Genomic DNA, 16,036 nt, shown 5'->3' on the forward strand with positions numbered 1-16,036 from the left:
AATAAAATGTTACTTTCAAACCAAAGGGGACAAACGCCGTTGCTGAGTGCAATTTGTCTATCTTCGCCTCATCTTTTCCCTGGCGACCGTCTGAAATTTGATCGGATGCGATCGCACCTGATGATACTCTATATAGAAGCATTCAAATCATTAATATAAAGTAAAGTGAAGTTGAAATGAGTGAATCGACCCCAATCCCCTATCTGTTGCGGGCTGCGCGTGGAGAACAGTTAGACCGCCCTCCCGTATGGATGATGCGACAGGCGGGACGCTATATGAAAGCCTATCGAGATTTGCGCGACCAATACCCTTCTTTTCGCGATCGCTCTGAAAAAACTGACATCGCTGTTGAAATCTCTCTACAACCCTATCGCGCTTTTGCTCCCGATGGTGTGATTTTGTTCTCTGATATTCTCACTCCTTTACCGGGAATGGGGATTAATTTCGATATTATCGAAAGCAAGGGGCCGATTATTGATCCGCCCATCCGCAGTTTATCTCAAATTGAACAACTTTATCCCCTTGAACCTGAAGAATCTCTGCCGTTTATTCGCGAGATTTTACAAACTTTGCGTCAAGAAGTCGGAAATAACGCCGCAGTTTTAGGGTTTGTTGGCGCTCCCTGGACGTTAGCCGCTTACGCCATTGAAGGGAAAAGTTCTAAGGATTACACTGTTATCAAAGGTATGGCATTTTCTGAACCGGAAATGCTGCATCAACTCCTCGGAAAACTCGCAGATTCAATTGCAGTTTATGTTCGCTATCAGATTGATTCTGGCGCTCAAATTGTCCAAATGTTTGACTCTTGGGCAGGTCAATTAGCCCCTCAAGATTACGAAACGTTTGCGTTACCCTATCAAAAACGAGTCGTTGATTTGGTGAAGCAAACGCATCCCGATACACCAATGATTTTGTATATTAATGGTAGTTCGGGAATATTAGAACGGATGTCAAAATCCGGCGTTGATATGATTAGTGTAGACTGGACTGTAGATATGGCAGAAGCGAGAAGTCGTATCGGTCATCATCTGGGAGTTCAGGGAAATATCGATCCTTGCGTTTTATTTGGGTCAAAACAGCTAATTCGCGATCGCATTTTAGAAACCATTCAAAAAGCAGGAAATCGCGGTCATATCCTTAATCTCGGACATGGCGTTTTGCAAAAAACCCCCGAAGAAAATGTTGCCTATTTCTTTGAAACGGCTAAACAAGCAGACCAATTGTTAGCAGTTCCCGTTTAAGTTGAACAGGCTGAAGAATGACGGGTAGCATTTTCGAGTTGAGTCTAAAATCTATCCGTTTATTCTTTTATTTCTTCTATGACTAAACGAATTTTAATCACCGGGGCGAGTGGCTGTATTGGTCACTATATTGCTGAAATTCTGATTCAACAAACGGATTATGAATTGTATTTTTTGGTTCGGAACCCGGAGAAATTGGGGTTTGATTATACAGCCCGTTCAGGGATTTTTATTATTCAAGCCGATTTGCGAGATATTGAACAATATAGCGAACTTTTACCTACGATTAATATAGCCATTTTAGCGGCGACTTCTTGGGGAGGAATTGAGGAAGTTTTTGAAGTTAATGTTAATAGTAGCTTGCGGTTAATTCAATCTCTCAACCCAGAAGTTTGTGAACAAATTCTCTACTTTTCAACCGCGAGTGTTTTAGGGCGAGATAATCAAATGCTAAAAGAAGCGGGAGAAATTGGAACCGATTATGTTCGTTCAAAATATGAATGTTTGCATCAATTATTAAGCCTTAAACAAACGTTACCGCCTTTAAGAATATTATTCCCAACTTTTGTATTCGGAGGAGATACAAATAAACCCTATTCTCATTTATCTTCGGGTTTACCGGATGTGATCAAATGGCTAGATTTAATTCGTTGGTTAAAAGCAGATGGCGGGTTTCATTTTATCCACGCCGAAGATATCGCTAAAGTTGTTTATTATTTTGTTAATCATCCTCCCACTTCATCCGAAACTGAACAGGTTATTTTAGGAAATCCAGCGATTAGTGTTAATGAAACCGTTGAAGAAATTTGTAAGTTTTATCATAAAAAAATCTATTTTCGTATTAATTTATCTCCTGTACTTACCAATATTATCATAAAAGTGTTTAAAATTCAGATGGCAGACTGGGATAGATTTTGTTTAAACTATCGTTATTTTACCTACCAAAACCCTGTTAATCCTTCTGTTTTTGATGTTAAACCCTCTTATCCAACACTCACAGAGGTATTAAAGTAGAGTTCTAAGAAATAAACAAGCTAACAGGAAGCAAACGAACAGCTAAAATCAGCAACACCAACCTGTAAACTAGGCAGCATAACAAGCGACTTTAAACGATCCCTTGCCATAATGAGTTAGACATCAGGGGGCTATTTGAAATTACCCCCATTGAGTTCGCTGCTGGATTTCAAGGCTTTCTGAGATTTATCTTCGTCTGTCAATTGTAGTGTATGTATAAATGTATTCGTCTGTGTTCTAATACGGTCAACTGATACAGATGGATCTTTTAGTTCGGTTTTGAGCATTTCTACAAATCTTTCTAGTTGTGTCTTAATGTAGTTCAATTTAAGAGCATACAATACTAAAATCACAACTACAATCACAGACGTTACTAATAAACCGTAAAAAAAGCTCCTCCAATTATTTCTTTCCTTAAGTGTTTGATCTAACAATTTTTTTGTATCGTCATAATCTATTTTGATTTGTTTGGCTTGTCCTACTTCCTCTCTCGTAGTTCCCATAGTGTCATAAAAATCTCGCATATTATTTTCTAAATCAACTCTATCTGCAATCAGTTTATCCTCTTTCTTGTTCAAAAAGTTCTCGCGTCTATCAAGTTCTTGCCCTTTCTTGGCGAGGGCTTCTTGCTCTTCTGCTGTACTTCGACCCCCTTGTAAATCAGACTTTAATCTTTCATTCTCACCAGTCAACTCCAATACTCTCTTTCTCATATCTTCTATTTGAACTTTCTGTTCATTATAAAGATTTTCATATACAAGTGCATTTCTATTGTTATTGTTAAACGGTCTACCATCTGATAAAGTGATTGCCAATAATACACCTACACAAATAATAGCCAAAACAACAATAACAATTTGTTTTCTATCTATATCTTTCCAGTTCATATTTATATTAGTTGCTAATCAGTTTTAGACAGTCTTAAATTAATCGGAATCTAGATCCTGAAACCCCAGCCACAACAACAAAGTCTCTTCAATTTTTCCTAACTGTTCCGAGTTTAATTCACCCAGTTTTCTGAGGAGTTTTGCGTGAGGAATGGTAATAATATTCTGCACATCGAAGACACCAGACTTCAAGAATTTAGCTTTAACATCTACCTCAAAACGTGAACCTCTTGGACTGGTTGTATGAGGAACTAGAGTGGCTAACGCTCGATCTTGCTCGAAAGCAGGAATACTGACCACCAAACAGGGTCTAACTTTTGCAACATAGCCCAGATCAACAAGCCAAACTTCGCCACGTTCAGGACTACTCATAATCTGCTTCTTGCTGATCTAGTGTTAAGAATAACTCCTCAGCATTTAAAACCAAGTCTTCATCTGTTAATGGTGGAAAATCCAAATGGACAAGCCGCCTCAAAATTTCTACCGCAACCTCAAGTTGCTCTGCATCAGGTAAGCGATCAAAATTCTTAAGAATCTCTTGTGCTAAAACAGTCATAAATTTTAAAGCTGGATCTATTTAGACGTTAGCACAGGTGCTAGAAAGCTAGCAGGCTGTTCTGTTTAATCAAATTATACCTTAGATTCGCGCCTTGCTTTTGCTGCCCGCAGTTTTTCCCAAGCAGCTTCGGTTCCAGGTTTGGGGGGTTGTGCTGTTATGATAATCAAGCCAAGTTTTCATGGGTACACGAGTTCCAACAAAAACAGGAGTTCCACCTAAGATATCAGGGTCACTCTGAATAACACGCGCTGCGGTTGCCATGTCAGTTATCGGGTAGTAGGAATTACTCTTATTTTAGCTTATCTTCAAACACAGCCTAACTAAGCTTATTGTTATTGATGTGTTTCCATTCTGCTTTAGACAGTATTCTGCACGAGCCATTCCATAACCTCTTGTGCGTTTTTGTCGGGTGGGAAAACGGGATAAAAGACTTTAACAATTGTTCCCCCATCTGCTATCAGGGTGAGTCGCTTAATTAATCGTTTTCCCTCTACCTCAAAGGTAGGTAATTTTAATGAGGTTGTGAGTAGAAAATCTGCATCGCTGAGAAGTTCAAAGGGCAAGTGCAGTCGTTCAACTGCTTCTTGTTGGGATGATGAGTCTTGTGTACTAAGTCCGTATACCTGAACTCCCAGAGTTTGTAATTCAGCATGATAATCCCGAAAAGCACAAGATTGCCAAGTACAACCCGCAGCGCCCGGTATCTCTTCCCATCCGTCAGGTATTGGTACATTAGGTTGCTTCGTCATAGGATAACAGTAAAGAACAACCTTTCCCAAAAGGGTTGACAAGTCTAATTGATTACCGCCAGTAGAAGTGAGTGTTAATTGAGGTAATCTCTCACTCAACAGGTGATTACACGCCCCATCATCCTGGGGAATTGGTAATTTTGATAAATCAGGTAAATATTCCATCTACAACTCCCTACTCTAACCAGTAACTTAAGCGGTCTAACTTAGAATTTTAGATGAATATCGGATATTGTATAGTGCTACTTAAATCGAGAGGCAACAGCAAGCTGTGAATAGGTTTCAATCTTTAAAATGTCCTAACCTTAAGGTGTAGCGCTATCAACTCGATCGCCTTATCGTTGTTGTTCAAGACAGCGAGTAATCACTTGAGCCGCTCTTTTAGCTCCCTTTTCACTCTCAATCTTTTTCCCTAATATTTTAGCTTTCTGTTGTATTTCTGTTGTCAAAACAGAGGTAATCGCCGCAGATAATTTTTCTGAAGTGAGCTTTTTTCGGGGAATGGGTTTGGCACCAACACCCAGTTCATAAACACGTCGTCCCCAAGCAAATTGATCGTTTGCGTGTGGAATTAAAATACTCGGTACACCAGCCCTGAAACCAGCCGCCGTTGTTCCTGCACCCCCATGATGAACGACGGCTGACATCCGGGGAAATAACCAAGCATGAGGCGCACTTTCCAGCATAAATATATTTTCAGGAATTGTATCGAGCTTCGTCATCCCACTCCATCCCGTCGCTAATACACCCCGTTGGCCCGATCGTTGAAGCGCATCAATCACTAATTCTGTTCTTTGAGCCGCTTTAGTGGGATTGCCTAGACTACCAAAACCAACGTAAACCGGGGGTTTTCCGCTTGCTAGAAAGTCCTGTAGCGCATCAGTCGGATGCCAATTATCCCCTTCGTCTAAAAACCAATAGCCTGTGTTCTGCACATATTCGGGCCAGTCCTGCGGCTTTGGAAACACATGATTACTGCAAGAAACAATTGTTGGATAGTTTTTCGTTTGTTGTTTTTTGAACGGATTTGTAAAATTTTGGGGAATACGGCCAAATTTCTGTTTCCAGAATTCTTTGATAGGCGATCTCGACATCCCCCACATCGTTTGTTCAAACAGGAGATGGGTGAGATAATTGATCCTTTTTCCGAGGTGTACTGAGTCGTAAAAAATTAGTGATGGGTAGTCTTGTGTGGGTGTCATCGGAAATGGCGACGCGAAAATACTGGGAATATTCAAAGCCTGAGCGACAAAATACCCGATAGCAGCCCCCGGATGATAAATGATCGCGTCTGAACCTTGACAAGCATCATAAAGATCCTTCTGCCCGTCAAAAACAAGGGATTTCAGCGTGTTGAAACTGAGGATGATCTTGAGCGGGTTGTCGGCTTCCATCGCTTTTCTAGCCTGAAGATTTGAAGCGATTTTGGAGATGTCACCTTGAAGGGGGTAAAACTCTAGTCCGAACCCCTTGACAAAACTCTCGAAGGTTTCAGACGCGGCAATCCGAATGGTGTAGTCTCCTGCCCTCTTTAGTGCTACCCCCAGAGCAATGTAAGGTTGTACATCTCCCCTTGTACCTACTGCTAGCATCGTGATCAACATAAGCTGCTTTAAATTAGTTAGGCTAACTAATTATAGATCAGGAAGACTCGGTTTGTCGAAAGAGTTTGACCAACTTCGTGATTGTGGCTTGGAATTGTCTGGCTTCGTCTTCACTCAGGGCTGCGCTGATAAAGTCTCCATACTCTTTCAGGGCTTGATATTTGGCGTTAACTAGCTGCATACCTCTTTCTGTCAAACAAACCCGAAAAACCCGTTTATCCTCACGAGACTGGGTTTTTGTGACATATCCCCTTTGAGTCAGCTTATTAATTCCTGCGGTGACTGAAGCTTTGGTGATGGACAGCTTTTCTGCAATTTCTGTAATGGTGGGTTCTCCAAGCTGATGGATGGCATCGATATATTGAAATTGGCTGATCGTTAACTGTGAAACGCCGGAAGTGTTTCCGACTTCCTCTTGCAGTTTCTTGAATAACGAATCCAGTGTGTTGACAAATTCAATTAAAATTTCTTCCATACTTCACTTACTATACTTTCAGAAGTCTGAAAGACAACTTCATAATGTTCGACCTTTGGAAAAGGCTCGTAAAAATGATGCAGTAGAGAACGCCACTCTTGGTACTCCGGTGATTGTCGGAAACCAACGGTGTGATCATGAACTACACGCCATCCGTCTTCGACTGAGATGGCGGTTTCTGTCGCTTCATTTGAGCCAGTTGCCTCATAGATCCACAAAATTTTGCAGCCTTTGAAGTAGAGCTAGACTCATCTGCGACTGACGACGCAAGTTCCTTACGCCGATACCATGTTAAACATACTTTTGCTGAGTTGATATCTCGGTCATCTTGATTAGAGCAATGTTGGCAGATATGCAATCTGTCGCTCAAACTTTTGGGCGTTAATTCCCAGCATTCGTTACACCGTTGAGTGGGTTTCAACTGTTTGGTTGGTGCGTGAACAACAAAACCTTTACCTTCTTCTAATTTATAAGTAATGGCTTGTTTTAGCATTCCAATACCTACATCAAGAAGGGATTTATTCAATCCGGCTTTTTGACGTTTCCGCTTACTCCCTTTTTTCGCTTTACGGGTCATACCTTTGAGATTAATCTTTTCAGTCACAACGATGCTGTTACGGCTAGTGAGATCTGCTGCGACTTGGTGAACCCAATTAACTCTCTGATTGGCAACCTTACGCTTAACCTTGGCAAGTTTACTCTGTACTTTCTTCCACCGACGAGAGCCTTTTTGCTTCCCTTTTATGGGTCGCTGCTTTCGCCTCAACTGTTTTGATAACTTTTTAATTTCCGACTCAGCTTGTTTGAGAAATTTAGGAGATTCAACAATAGTACCATCGCTAAAAGCAATGGCAGTTTTACATCCAAAATCCGCTCCAACAATTTCCCTTCCTAATTCCCGAACGGGTTCGCAGTTAACGGTGAGAGAAGCGTACCATAATCCATTTTTCCAAAGAATTGTGCAAGTAGTCGGATCTCCCCAGGTTCGAGCTTTACCTCTCATCTGTACCTGAAATCCCAAGTCTTTTAACTCCAAATATCCGTTATCTCCAATTGAATGAACTTTCCATGATTGTTTATCAGGATAAGTCCATCCTCCGTAGAATCTAGACGACTTGAATTTGGGATACTTACTCAACCCGTTAAAAAACCTTTGGAACGCAAAGTCCACACGCTTTAAAGTCGCTTGCAATGCGTGAGAACCTAACTGTTTGTAGTCAGTCCATACTTCCTTGAAAGCGGGTAGGGAGTTTTGCTGCTCAAGATAATTAACGGAATGATTGAATTTATGGTACTGAGTTCGACGATTAGCAACCGCAGCATTATATAGAAGGCAGTGCAGCTTTCGGGCGTAATGCAGCCTGTCTTCTTGTTGCTTGGTTAGATAAAGTCGGTAAGTTAAGCGTCGTGTTAGCATGAAAAGATTGTAGCATGGATAAGGGGTGTTGATTCTAAGATCACAACCTAAAATCCCAACTCAATATTGATTGTCATCCCCTTCAAAATACTACCATTACGAATAAAACAAAGGTAACTTTACCCTAAACCCAGGCTGATGGGATTCAGATACTATCCCCACCGATCGCTTTCATTGTGTCTTACAACTGACGACAGGAACCTGTTCAACTGAGTTTTGTACAAATACCACTCCAGAAATTCTTGCGCGGCGTGATTAACGACTCTAAATCGATTGTACTTCCTCAAGTAATTGATGGATTTCTTCTGCTGAAAAATGTCTTTGACCACAACCCTTCCACAAACTATCAAATTGTTCTCGAAAATGTTTGTACCAATGAGGATCACGACTTGGATTTAACTCAAAAGTAGGAGCGAAGGAATCAGAATGGTGTGGATATATTTCTACAATGATTCGTCCATAAGTTTCATCAGGATCGATAACGATTATCCCAAAAGCAGGTTTGTAGGGAAGTAATCCCAATTCAATTTTGTCAGAGGAAGAGGCTAACATTCTAATTCTTTCAAGGTTAGGACGCAACAAATCAATGTAGAATTGACGATTACTCACTCCTTTGCTACGCAGCACAGCTTGATCTGGAGCTGTACTCATGGGGTCCATTAAAATGATTCTTACTGTCGATCCTACTCTCAACCGTTCTTCTAATGTAGCTGAATAATCGCGGAGGGTTCGGCTCAGTATCGCTCCGGCAATTCCGATGTATTTTGCTTTCGATAAATCAGGCTCAATTGAACGTTTAGCTGTCCAGAAAAAATCATCTGCACTTTGGGTTTGAGTCAGTTTATTTGAGAGTTCTTCAAGACTTTCTCTTGTACTCAGACTGGTAGAGACAACGAGGGCTAAAACAGCTAATGTAATATTGGTCAAGATATCAGGGGAAGCTAGATTAAAGATGTCTAAAGCCAGGATGATGAAAATAAAAGCCAACGTGATGTAGTATTCAATATTACGTCCTGAAGATAGATCTTGAACAGCTTTTTTGATAAACCGAATCATAAACTCTACACTCCTAAAATCTTAGTATTAACAAACATAAAAATCTTTAAAATTGGGATCATAAATTGGGATGTATTTTGTTTAAATTATCGTTTTTTCCCGACTAACAGTTTATCAATCCCATAGCTACTCCTCAATAGTTGTTCGTTCTTGCTCAAAATTATCCACTAAATTTGATTGCCCTCTTTCATCTATTTCCTGTCTAATCATTCTTTTGGAGAGTTGACGGCTTACTACTTTTGCTCTTTCATCGAAAAACTTATCGTAATCATCAATCCAAATCCCAAAAGCTTCTAGATATTCTATATAGACTTGATTAATTTAACCTTATTTTAACACAAATTTAAAGTAGAGTTGCTATGCTTATTCTGCTTGACTTTGTAAAATTTTAGTATTTCCATGTGGGTTTTCAATCATTTATCAAAGATTACTATCCTCACCCTGAGTAGCTTCTGGCTTTGGAGTTCTATTGCTGTTGCGGAAGTTAATGAACGTCATCTCACCATTGATGCTAACACTCCTTCTTACAATGTGTTAGTTCAAAAAGCAGAAACATTAGCCAAACAATCTATCGAACAAGCCTTTAAAGAAAACTCAACCCTTGAAGCAATTACAATTATGATTCTCGGTGAACGAGGTGGTCAAACTGTTCCTATTTTAAGAACTCGAGTCACTCGAAGTCAATGGCAAGCAAACAGCGATGTTTCCGAGTGGACCAGATATTTTCCCCCATCACAGTCTCTACTCGGTTATAGAAATAATACTCCCACTCAGTCCACCTCACGTTCTGTTTCCCCAGGGAGAACCCCACCTCAGCCAACCGCTCAACCGCCTCGTTCTCAACCGTCAGCTTCTCCTGTTCCCCCGCCTCCCCCTCAACCCACTCAGACAACCGCTCAACCGACTCAGAGCAATTCTCCACAAACTCAACCCAGTCCTGAATCTCCTAATGTTATTCGACTTGAACCTCGTTCAAGCCCACGTCGTAGAGCAAGAGAAGATGATCCAGGGTTCAGAGATGATTAAAACATGAGAAGGGAATTTTTGAGACAAATTAACCGAAAATTAACCTAAATTTAATTACTTCTTAGTTAATGTTTTTATTAACGGATTTTAAAGATCTAGGAATAAACTACTAAAGGCTGACGTGTTAGTTGAGTGAATCAATCACAACTTAGCAACGCTTATCATCTGAGACACCCAACCAAGCAATTCATAAAGCGATATCTCTCTATGTATATCTTTCAAATCTTGGGGAATCAGTTCCGGAGAGTATAAGTTTTTTTGATTCATTTCAGCTAACCGTAAGAGAGGAGAACGGTCATCTACCCTCTCTACAGCAAACGTAGAGAAAAAAGAGTTAAACTTCAATGTCTAAATACAGTCGTCGGCAATTCTTAATTTTCTTTGGTAGTAGTGCAGCAGCAGCGACACTCGCCCCTAAAATAGAGTCCAGCTTGTTTGCTAGAAACAGCAGTATTGCTCAGGCTCAAACCGTTGCTTTTACCCCGGTAAAGCTTCCTCATCCCCTAGAAGCCTACACTTTAATGCCCAGTGCGGTTCCGACAGCCGGAAATGGTGGTGTTCTTCCCACTGGAATGGGAATGCTCTCACCCGGACAAGATCTCAACTTACCGTTTTACGAAGTCTTTGATAATGTCGTTGTTCCGCCAGAGTATGAGTATTATGTCATTGTGCGTTGGGGCGATCGCGTTTTCCCAAGTTCCAATGACTACTTTGGTTACAACTGCGACTACACCAGCTTTATCCCCACTAGCAGCGACTTTTCTGAAGGGTTCCTGTGGGTGAACCACGAATATGTTTCCTATCCGATCTCACCTGTTGCACCAGAGACTGACCCAGCCTTAGCTGCATTCGGATCAACGGCTCCTACGGTACTCGGTTTAGACTTATCGACTCGCAACCGAGCCACTTTAGGAGAATTTCTCTACAACCTGGGCGGCTCAATTCTCTTTATCAGAAAAGGCGCAGATGGTCGCTTTGCGGTAGAATCGGGTAATTCGTTTAACCGACGCATTCATGGACTTTCGGGTTTAGGAATTAACGCCGAACGTAGCGACGGTTATCAAAGCGTCACCTCTTGGGGAAATCGCCAAGGAGACACCAATTACTTAATTGGAACTGGGCCTGCCGCAACAGAAGTTTTCCCCTTGAGTTCTGATGGTTTAGGAAATCGGATTATTGGTACGGCTTACAACTGCTCAGGCGGTACAACCCCTTGGGGAACCATTCTTACCGCAGAAGAAAACTTCCAGGGTTCTGAAGAATTTTTTGTTGGGGTGCAGGAAGGAGTTCTGCCGAACGGCACACAAACCGGATACATCGACGGTACAGTTGGGGCTGAATTTGGCTTGGTCGGTGAAAAATACGGTTGGATGGTGGAAGTAGCCCCTGGCGATCCGAACTTCCGTCCCCGCAAGCACTCCTATTTAGGCCGTTTTCGCCATGAAAATATTGGATTTCGGGTTGAACCCGGTCGTCCCTTGGTTGGATATATGGGAGATGACCGTCGAGGCGGACATACTTGGAAATTTGTCAGTGCAGGCGTGGTAGAGTCACCCACTGCTGCGGTTAATAGTTCTTTGTTTGAACTCGGAACCCTCTATGTTGCGAAGTTCAACGCGGATGGTACGGGAGAATGGATTCCTCTAACGCTGCAAACTCCCACCAATCCTAACGTTCCTAGTGAAATTGCATCCGTTGAGTTGCAGTTTCTCGGTGAAGCCCAACGGGATGGTCGAGTTCGCTTACCCAAGCGGGCAGGAATTGCGGGAGAAACGGAAGATGGGGGTACTCTCGTCGTCGATTTGACTAACGAAGCCACTGCAATACCGGGTTATCGAGGCAAGACTTTAGCAGATTTCTACACTTCTCAAGGGGCTGTTCTCGTCGATGCCTTCGCCGCAGCCAATTTGGTTGGGGGAACTCCCAGCGCTCGTCCAGAGGACTTAGAAGTGAGTCCCATGACGGGAGAAATCTTCGTAGCTTACACGGACTCAGAACCGGGTAGCGATGGTTATCCCGACTCTCGGATTTTTACAGTCAGTAAATACACCCCAGATATCACCGCACCTCAAACATCGGGAGATTTGATCAAAATCGCTGAAGCCAATAATGATCCAGCCGCTTTGAGATTTACCTGGAGTAGCCTGGTTAAAGGAGGCGAAGGTGGAGCGTTAGGAGGGGCAGGCTATGCCAATGTTGACAACCTAGAGTTTGACAGCAAGGGAAATATCTGGGGTGTAACGGATATGTCTACGAGCAACCACAACGGTTTCACAACCGGAGCAAGTCCAGAGGCGCGAGAAATTGATCATACGACCACCGGAGCATCAGGGAATTTAACGGGTGTATTTGGCAATAACTGGCTGTTCTACATCCCGATGAGCGGGCAAATGGCAGGTATGATTGTTCCCTTTGCCTACGGCCCACCCCGTTGTGAAATGACGGGGCCTTACTTTATCCGCAATGCTGCTGGACAGGATGAAACTTTGCTTCTGTCTGTTCAGCATCCGGGTGAAGATGTCCCCATTGGTGATGGCGTTAAACTCAGTCGTTCTATCCCGATGTTGAGTTTAGACGGAACGCTGTTTAATCAAGAACGTTTGGTACCGCGTGGTAGCAACTGGCCGAGTAATGTTGAAGGCGACCCGAACGGCCCTCCTCGTCCGTCTGTGATTGGGGTTCGTCGTAGAGGAGGCGGCGCGTTTATCTAATTAAAAACCGGGTTTCTCGGAGAAACCCAGTTTTTCAGGCTCAAGTTTAATTCAAGAATGAGAAAACCCTCTCGCTTCCAGAGAGAAATGAGAGGGATTTTTTGGGCTGTAACTATAACTTCAATAATCGTTTTCCGTGAACGACGGCTACAACCGTCACAGTCTCATCCTTAACTCGATATAAAATTCGATAGGTATATGCAAACTGTTCTCGAATAGTTTCATCACCAAACTCTTGAACGACGTTACCCAATTGGGGACAGTCACTCAATTTGCGAGTTACCTCAATGATCCGTTGCACCACTGCGGCTGCATAGGAGACAGAATCTCTGGCAATATAAGCAGCAATTGCATCAATATCATCTAAGGCTTTTGGCGACCAAACTACTTGATAATCCATTTACTCAGTAAACCTTCTGCTTCATCTTGTGTTAGTTTTCGAGCTGTATCCAAAACAGCAAGTCCATGTCGAAATTTTTCAATCACATACAGGTGATATTGGACATCTTCGAGGGAACAATCATCGGGTAAATTTTTCAACAAAGACTCAATTTCCTTTTTGGTGGGACTCATATAAATTTGTTTTAGTTGAATTTGTCTAAGTCCATTATACCCGATCCCCCTAGCTTCATTCAATGCACAATATTATCCGATAAACACTATGTTCCCTCGATAGGATATCAGAAAAAATTGTAATATTACCTAACAAAGTTTGAGTTGAGGGAAATTTGATGTCCCCTACATCTACATCGCATTGCACTCGAGATCAAAGAAACAGTCTAGTCTCAAAGATTTTTCAAAGGTCAAGCTATCTGTTTGTGAAACCCTTTCTGCAGGAGAAGGGAATAACCACGACTAGCTAATACCATCTGCAAATCGATGATATCAAATTTATTCGCATTGGTCAGCATTCGCTAGCGATTTTACCTACACTTTAAAAGTCTTCAAAATTAGCGATCGCATTTTGCATCCGTTTACAGACTTCATTCACTGGCAGCGTACCCAATTCACCAGAGACACGAGTCCGAATACTGAGACTATTCGCCTCAACCTCTTTGGCTCCCACAACCGCCATGACAGGGATTTTATCCTTTTCCGCGTTGCGAATTTGTTTGCCTAACCGTTCGCGGCTACTATCGACTGAGGCGCGAATGTCTAGCGATCGCATTTTCTGCACCACGTCTTGAGTATAGGGTAAAAACTCATCACTCACCGCTAACAAGCGAATTTGTTCGGGTGCTAACCACAAAGGAAAATCTCCCGCATATTGTTCGATCAAAATCCCGATCAACCGTTCGAGGGAACCAAAGGGCGCTCGGTGAATCATTACGGGACGTTTACGAGTGCCATCTTCAGCAACATATTCTAGATCAAAGCGTTCGGGTAAATTATAATCTACCTGTACCGTTCCGAGTTGCCATTCTCGGTCTAAAACATCTTGAAAGATAAAGTCCAGTTTTGGCCCATAAAAAGCTGCTTCTCCGATTCCGAGAAAATGATCCATTTCTAGGGTTTCAACGGCTCGTTGAATAGCTGATTCTGCGGTATTCCAAACTTCATCAGACCCAATATATTTATCAGATTCTGGATCACGGAAACTCAGTCGTGCTTTAAAGTTACTCAGTTTTAATTTGCCAAAAACGGACAAAATTAAATCAACAACATTCAAGAACTCGCTATCAAGCTGTTCGGGAGTCACAAATAAATGAGAATCATCAACGGTAAACCCACGAACCCTCGTTAAACCGCCCAGTTCTCCCGACTGTTCATAACGGTAGACTGTCCCAAATTCCGCCAGTCGGATGGGAAGTTCTCGATAAGAACGTAATTCACTCTTATAAATTTGGATGTGAAACGGACAGTTCATCGGTTTGAGAACAAATCCCTGTTCGAGTTTCGCCGCTTCTTCATCTTCTGCCATCATCGGAAACATATCTTCACGATATTGTTGCCAATGTCCTGATGTTTTAAACAGATCAATTCTGGCAATATGGGGCGTAACAACAGGTAAATAGCCCCGTTTGAGTTGTTCTTTTTTCAGGAAATCTTCTAAAGTGCTTCGCAGGACAGTTCCCTTGGGAGTCCACAACGGTAGACCTGGCCCAACAACATCCGCAAAAATAAATAGTCCTAACTCTTTACCGAGTTTACGGTGATCCCGTTTTAGGGCTTCTTCCTTGCGGCGTTTATATTCAGCTAACTGTTCGGGGGTTTCCCAAGCCGTACCATAAATACGCTGAAGTTGGGCTTTGGTTTCATCCCCTCGCCAGTAAGCGCCTGCTAAACTTTCGAGTTCAATCGCTTTGGGGTTAATATCGGCTGTATTTTCAACGTGGGGGCCTGCACACAAATCCCACCATTGATCGCCCAGGTGATAAAGGGTAATAGGATCTTCTAAACCTTCTAAAATCTCTAATTTGTAGGGTTCACCCAATGCCTCAATCCGACGTTTGGCTTCTTCACGAGTCACTTCTTCGCGGACGATGGGTAATTTGCGCTTGATGATTTTCGCCATTTCTTTTTGAATGGCTTTGAGATCTTTTTCGGTAAATGGCTCTGGGCTGTCAAAATCGTAGTAGAAGCCATTTTCAATCCAAGGGCCAATCGTTACCTGAGCCTTTGGAAAGAGCTTCTGAACCGCCATCGCCATGACATGAGAGGTTGTGTGGCGAATCTTTTTGAGAGTTTCGGATTCGCTCGTTTTCGGCAGGTAGATTTTCTCGGGCTGTTCTGGAGAAGCGTTCGACTCTACGGGAGGCATCGATGACTTAACAGTATTGTTTACAAATTGTTTGTCGGCACAATTTTCTTCTATCCTACCATTCTACAGTGAACAGTTGGATTGTCAATCTTATAACCCTTGCTAACTAACTCTTTCAATGCGATCGCGCATCTCAATCACTCTTCTACCCAGAATGGGACCCAGGAGCAGGCGTCAGTCAATGCGCCATATGTTTCGGGCAGTCATCTTGCCTAGTTACAAGCCCCCTCAGCCTTGTGCGTGGGGTGGTTGACTAGAGATTGGTACACCTACCTGTTTACCCAAACAAGAGCGGAAAATCCCCCGGTTGGCTAAAAGGTCAAAAAAGAAACAAGAAACCGAGGTATCCCATTGTCAAAAAGAGTAGTGGAAAGTTTGAAAGTCAAAAGAAAGCGAAGAAATTGAAACAATAACTGAAATTTTTATTGAAATTTTCTCGGATTTCAGCTTTGATCTACTTGGGATATTGACTTATTATTCAAGCTTTGGTCTAAACTCCAGTTGAGAATTGAAGATTACAGCCTTCTAGAATCCTC

At 42.3% G+C, this 16,036-nt stretch carries 16 protein-coding genes; 4 read left to right on the top strand and 12 right to left on the bottom strand.

All coding sequences use genetic code 11. From position 1 onward, the window contains the following. The first annotated feature begins 176 nt into the window (after positions 1–176). Together hemE and VB836_RS14680 are read left to right on the top strand one after the other, a co-directional pair. Entirely contained in the window at positions 177–1,241 is a 1,065-nt protein-coding gene (hemE, locus tag VB836_RS14675) for a uroporphyrinogen decarboxylase (RefSeq protein WP_323220156.1), read from the top strand. Between the two features lie 78 nt (positions 1,242–1,319). Continuing rightward, on the top strand, positions 1,320–2,255 hold the full coding sequence (locus VB836_RS14680) for an NAD-dependent epimerase/dehydratase family protein (protein ID WP_323220158.1): 936 nt from the start codon (positions 1,320–1,322) through the stop codon (positions 2,253–2,255). A 131-nt stretch (positions 2,256–2,386) separates the two neighbouring features. Here VB836_RS14680 and VB836_RS14685 read toward each other — a convergent pair whose 3' ends face one another. The 9 genes from VB836_RS14685 to VB836_RS14725 all read right to left on the bottom strand — a co-directional run bounded on the left by VB836_RS14685 (position 2,387) and on the right by VB836_RS14725 (position 9,002). Next, the gene (locus VB836_RS14685) at positions 2,387–3,142 is read right to left on the bottom strand and encodes a hypothetical protein (RefSeq protein ID WP_323220160.1); all 756 of its coding nucleotides are present in this window, start codon (positions 3,140–3,142) and stop codon (positions 2,387–2,389) included. 39 nt (positions 3,143–3,181) lie between these two features. Continuing rightward, entirely contained in the window at positions 3,182–3,514 is a 333-nt protein-coding gene (locus VB836_RS14690) for a type II toxin-antitoxin system PemK/MazF family toxin (RefSeq protein ID WP_323220162.1), read from the bottom strand. Beyond that, positions 3,507–3,698: a hypothetical protein gene (locus VB836_RS14695; RefSeq protein WP_323220164.1), complete on the bottom strand. Its 192-nt coding sequence runs from the start codon at positions 3,696–3,698 to the stop codon at positions 3,507–3,509. The genes VB836_RS14690 and VB836_RS14695 overlap by 8 nt, the downstream gene beginning before the upstream one ends. An 81-nt stretch (positions 3,699–3,779) precedes the next feature. Continuing rightward, positions 3,780–3,962, bottom strand: a complete 183-nt coding sequence (locus VB836_RS14700) for a DUF433 domain-containing protein (RefSeq protein ID WP_323220166.1) — start codon at positions 3,960–3,962, stop codon at positions 3,780–3,782. A gap of 95 nt (positions 3,963–4,057) precedes the next feature. Then, positions 4,058–4,615 (bottom strand): peroxiredoxin, encoded by a 558-nt coding sequence (locus tag VB836_RS14705; protein WP_323220168.1) that lies wholly within the window; start codon positions 4,613–4,615, stop codon positions 4,058–4,060. Positions 4,616–4,785: 170 nt separating this feature from the next. Next, a complete protein-coding gene (locus tag VB836_RS14710; protein WP_323220170.1) occupies positions 4,786–6,042 on the bottom strand; it encodes a glycosyltransferase in 1,257 nt (418 codons plus the stop codon). Between the two features lie 49 nt (positions 6,043–6,091). Then, entirely contained in the window at positions 6,092–6,529 is a 438-nt protein-coding gene (locus tag VB836_RS14715) for a MarR family winged helix-turn-helix transcriptional regulator (RefSeq protein ID WP_323220173.1), read from the bottom strand. A 142-nt stretch (positions 6,530–6,671) separates the two neighbouring features. Continuing rightward, on the bottom strand, positions 6,672–7,946 hold the full coding sequence (locus tag VB836_RS14720; protein ID WP_323220175.1) for an RNA-guided endonuclease InsQ/TnpB family protein: 1,275 nt from the start codon (positions 7,944–7,946) through the stop codon (positions 6,672–6,674). 264 nt (positions 7,947–8,210) lie between these two features. Next, on the bottom strand, positions 8,211–9,002 hold the full coding sequence (locus VB836_RS14725) for a hypothetical protein (protein ID WP_323220177.1): 792 nt from the start codon (positions 9,000–9,002) through the stop codon (positions 8,211–8,213). A gap of 399 nt (positions 9,003–9,401) precedes the next feature. Here VB836_RS14725 and VB836_RS14730 point away from each other — a divergent pair, with 399 nt between their 5' ends. Together VB836_RS14730 and VB836_RS14735 are read left to right on the top strand one after the other, a co-directional pair. Beyond that, the gene (locus tag VB836_RS14730; RefSeq protein WP_323220179.1) at positions 9,402–10,028 is read left to right on the top strand and encodes a hypothetical protein; all 627 of its coding nucleotides are present in this window, start codon (positions 9,402–9,404) and stop codon (positions 10,026–10,028) included. A gap of 344 nt (positions 10,029–10,372) precedes the next feature. After that, positions 10,373–12,739: a PhoX family protein gene (locus tag VB836_RS14735; protein WP_323220181.1), complete on the top strand. Its 2,367-nt coding sequence runs from the start codon at positions 10,373–10,375 to the stop codon at positions 12,737–12,739. Positions 12,740–12,851: 112 nt separating this feature from the next. Here the strand turns inward: VB836_RS14735 and VB836_RS14740 are convergent, their stop codons facing one another. The 3 genes from VB836_RS14740 to thrS all read right to left on the bottom strand — a co-directional run bounded on the left by VB836_RS14740 (position 12,852) and on the right by thrS (position 15,500). Next, positions 12,852–13,139: a type II toxin-antitoxin system RelE/ParE family toxin gene (locus VB836_RS14740; RefSeq protein ID WP_323220183.1), complete on the bottom strand. Its 288-nt coding sequence runs from the start codon at positions 13,137–13,139 to the stop codon at positions 12,852–12,854. Continuing rightward, positions 13,124–13,312 carry a hypothetical protein gene (locus VB836_RS14745; protein ID WP_046279026.1) on the bottom strand — a complete coding sequence of 63 codons (189 nt, stop codon included), beginning with the start codon at positions 13,310–13,312 and terminating at the stop codon, positions 13,124–13,126. Before VB836_RS14745 ends, VB836_RS14740 begins: the two co-directional genes overlap by 16 nt. Positions 13,313–13,673: 361 nt before the next feature. Further along, positions 13,674–15,500, bottom strand: coding sequence for a threonine--tRNA ligase (gene thrS / locus VB836_RS14750; protein WP_323220185.1), 1,827 nt, complete (start codon positions 15,498–15,500; stop codon positions 13,674–13,676). Positions 15,501–16,036: the final 536 nt, after the last annotated feature.

This window comes from Limnoraphis robusta BA-68 BA1, from assembly GCF_034932365.1.
In the GTDB taxonomy this organism is placed as follows: Bacteria; Cyanobacteriota; Cyanobacteriia; order Cyanobacteriales; family Microcoleaceae; genus Capilliphycus; species Capilliphycus robustus.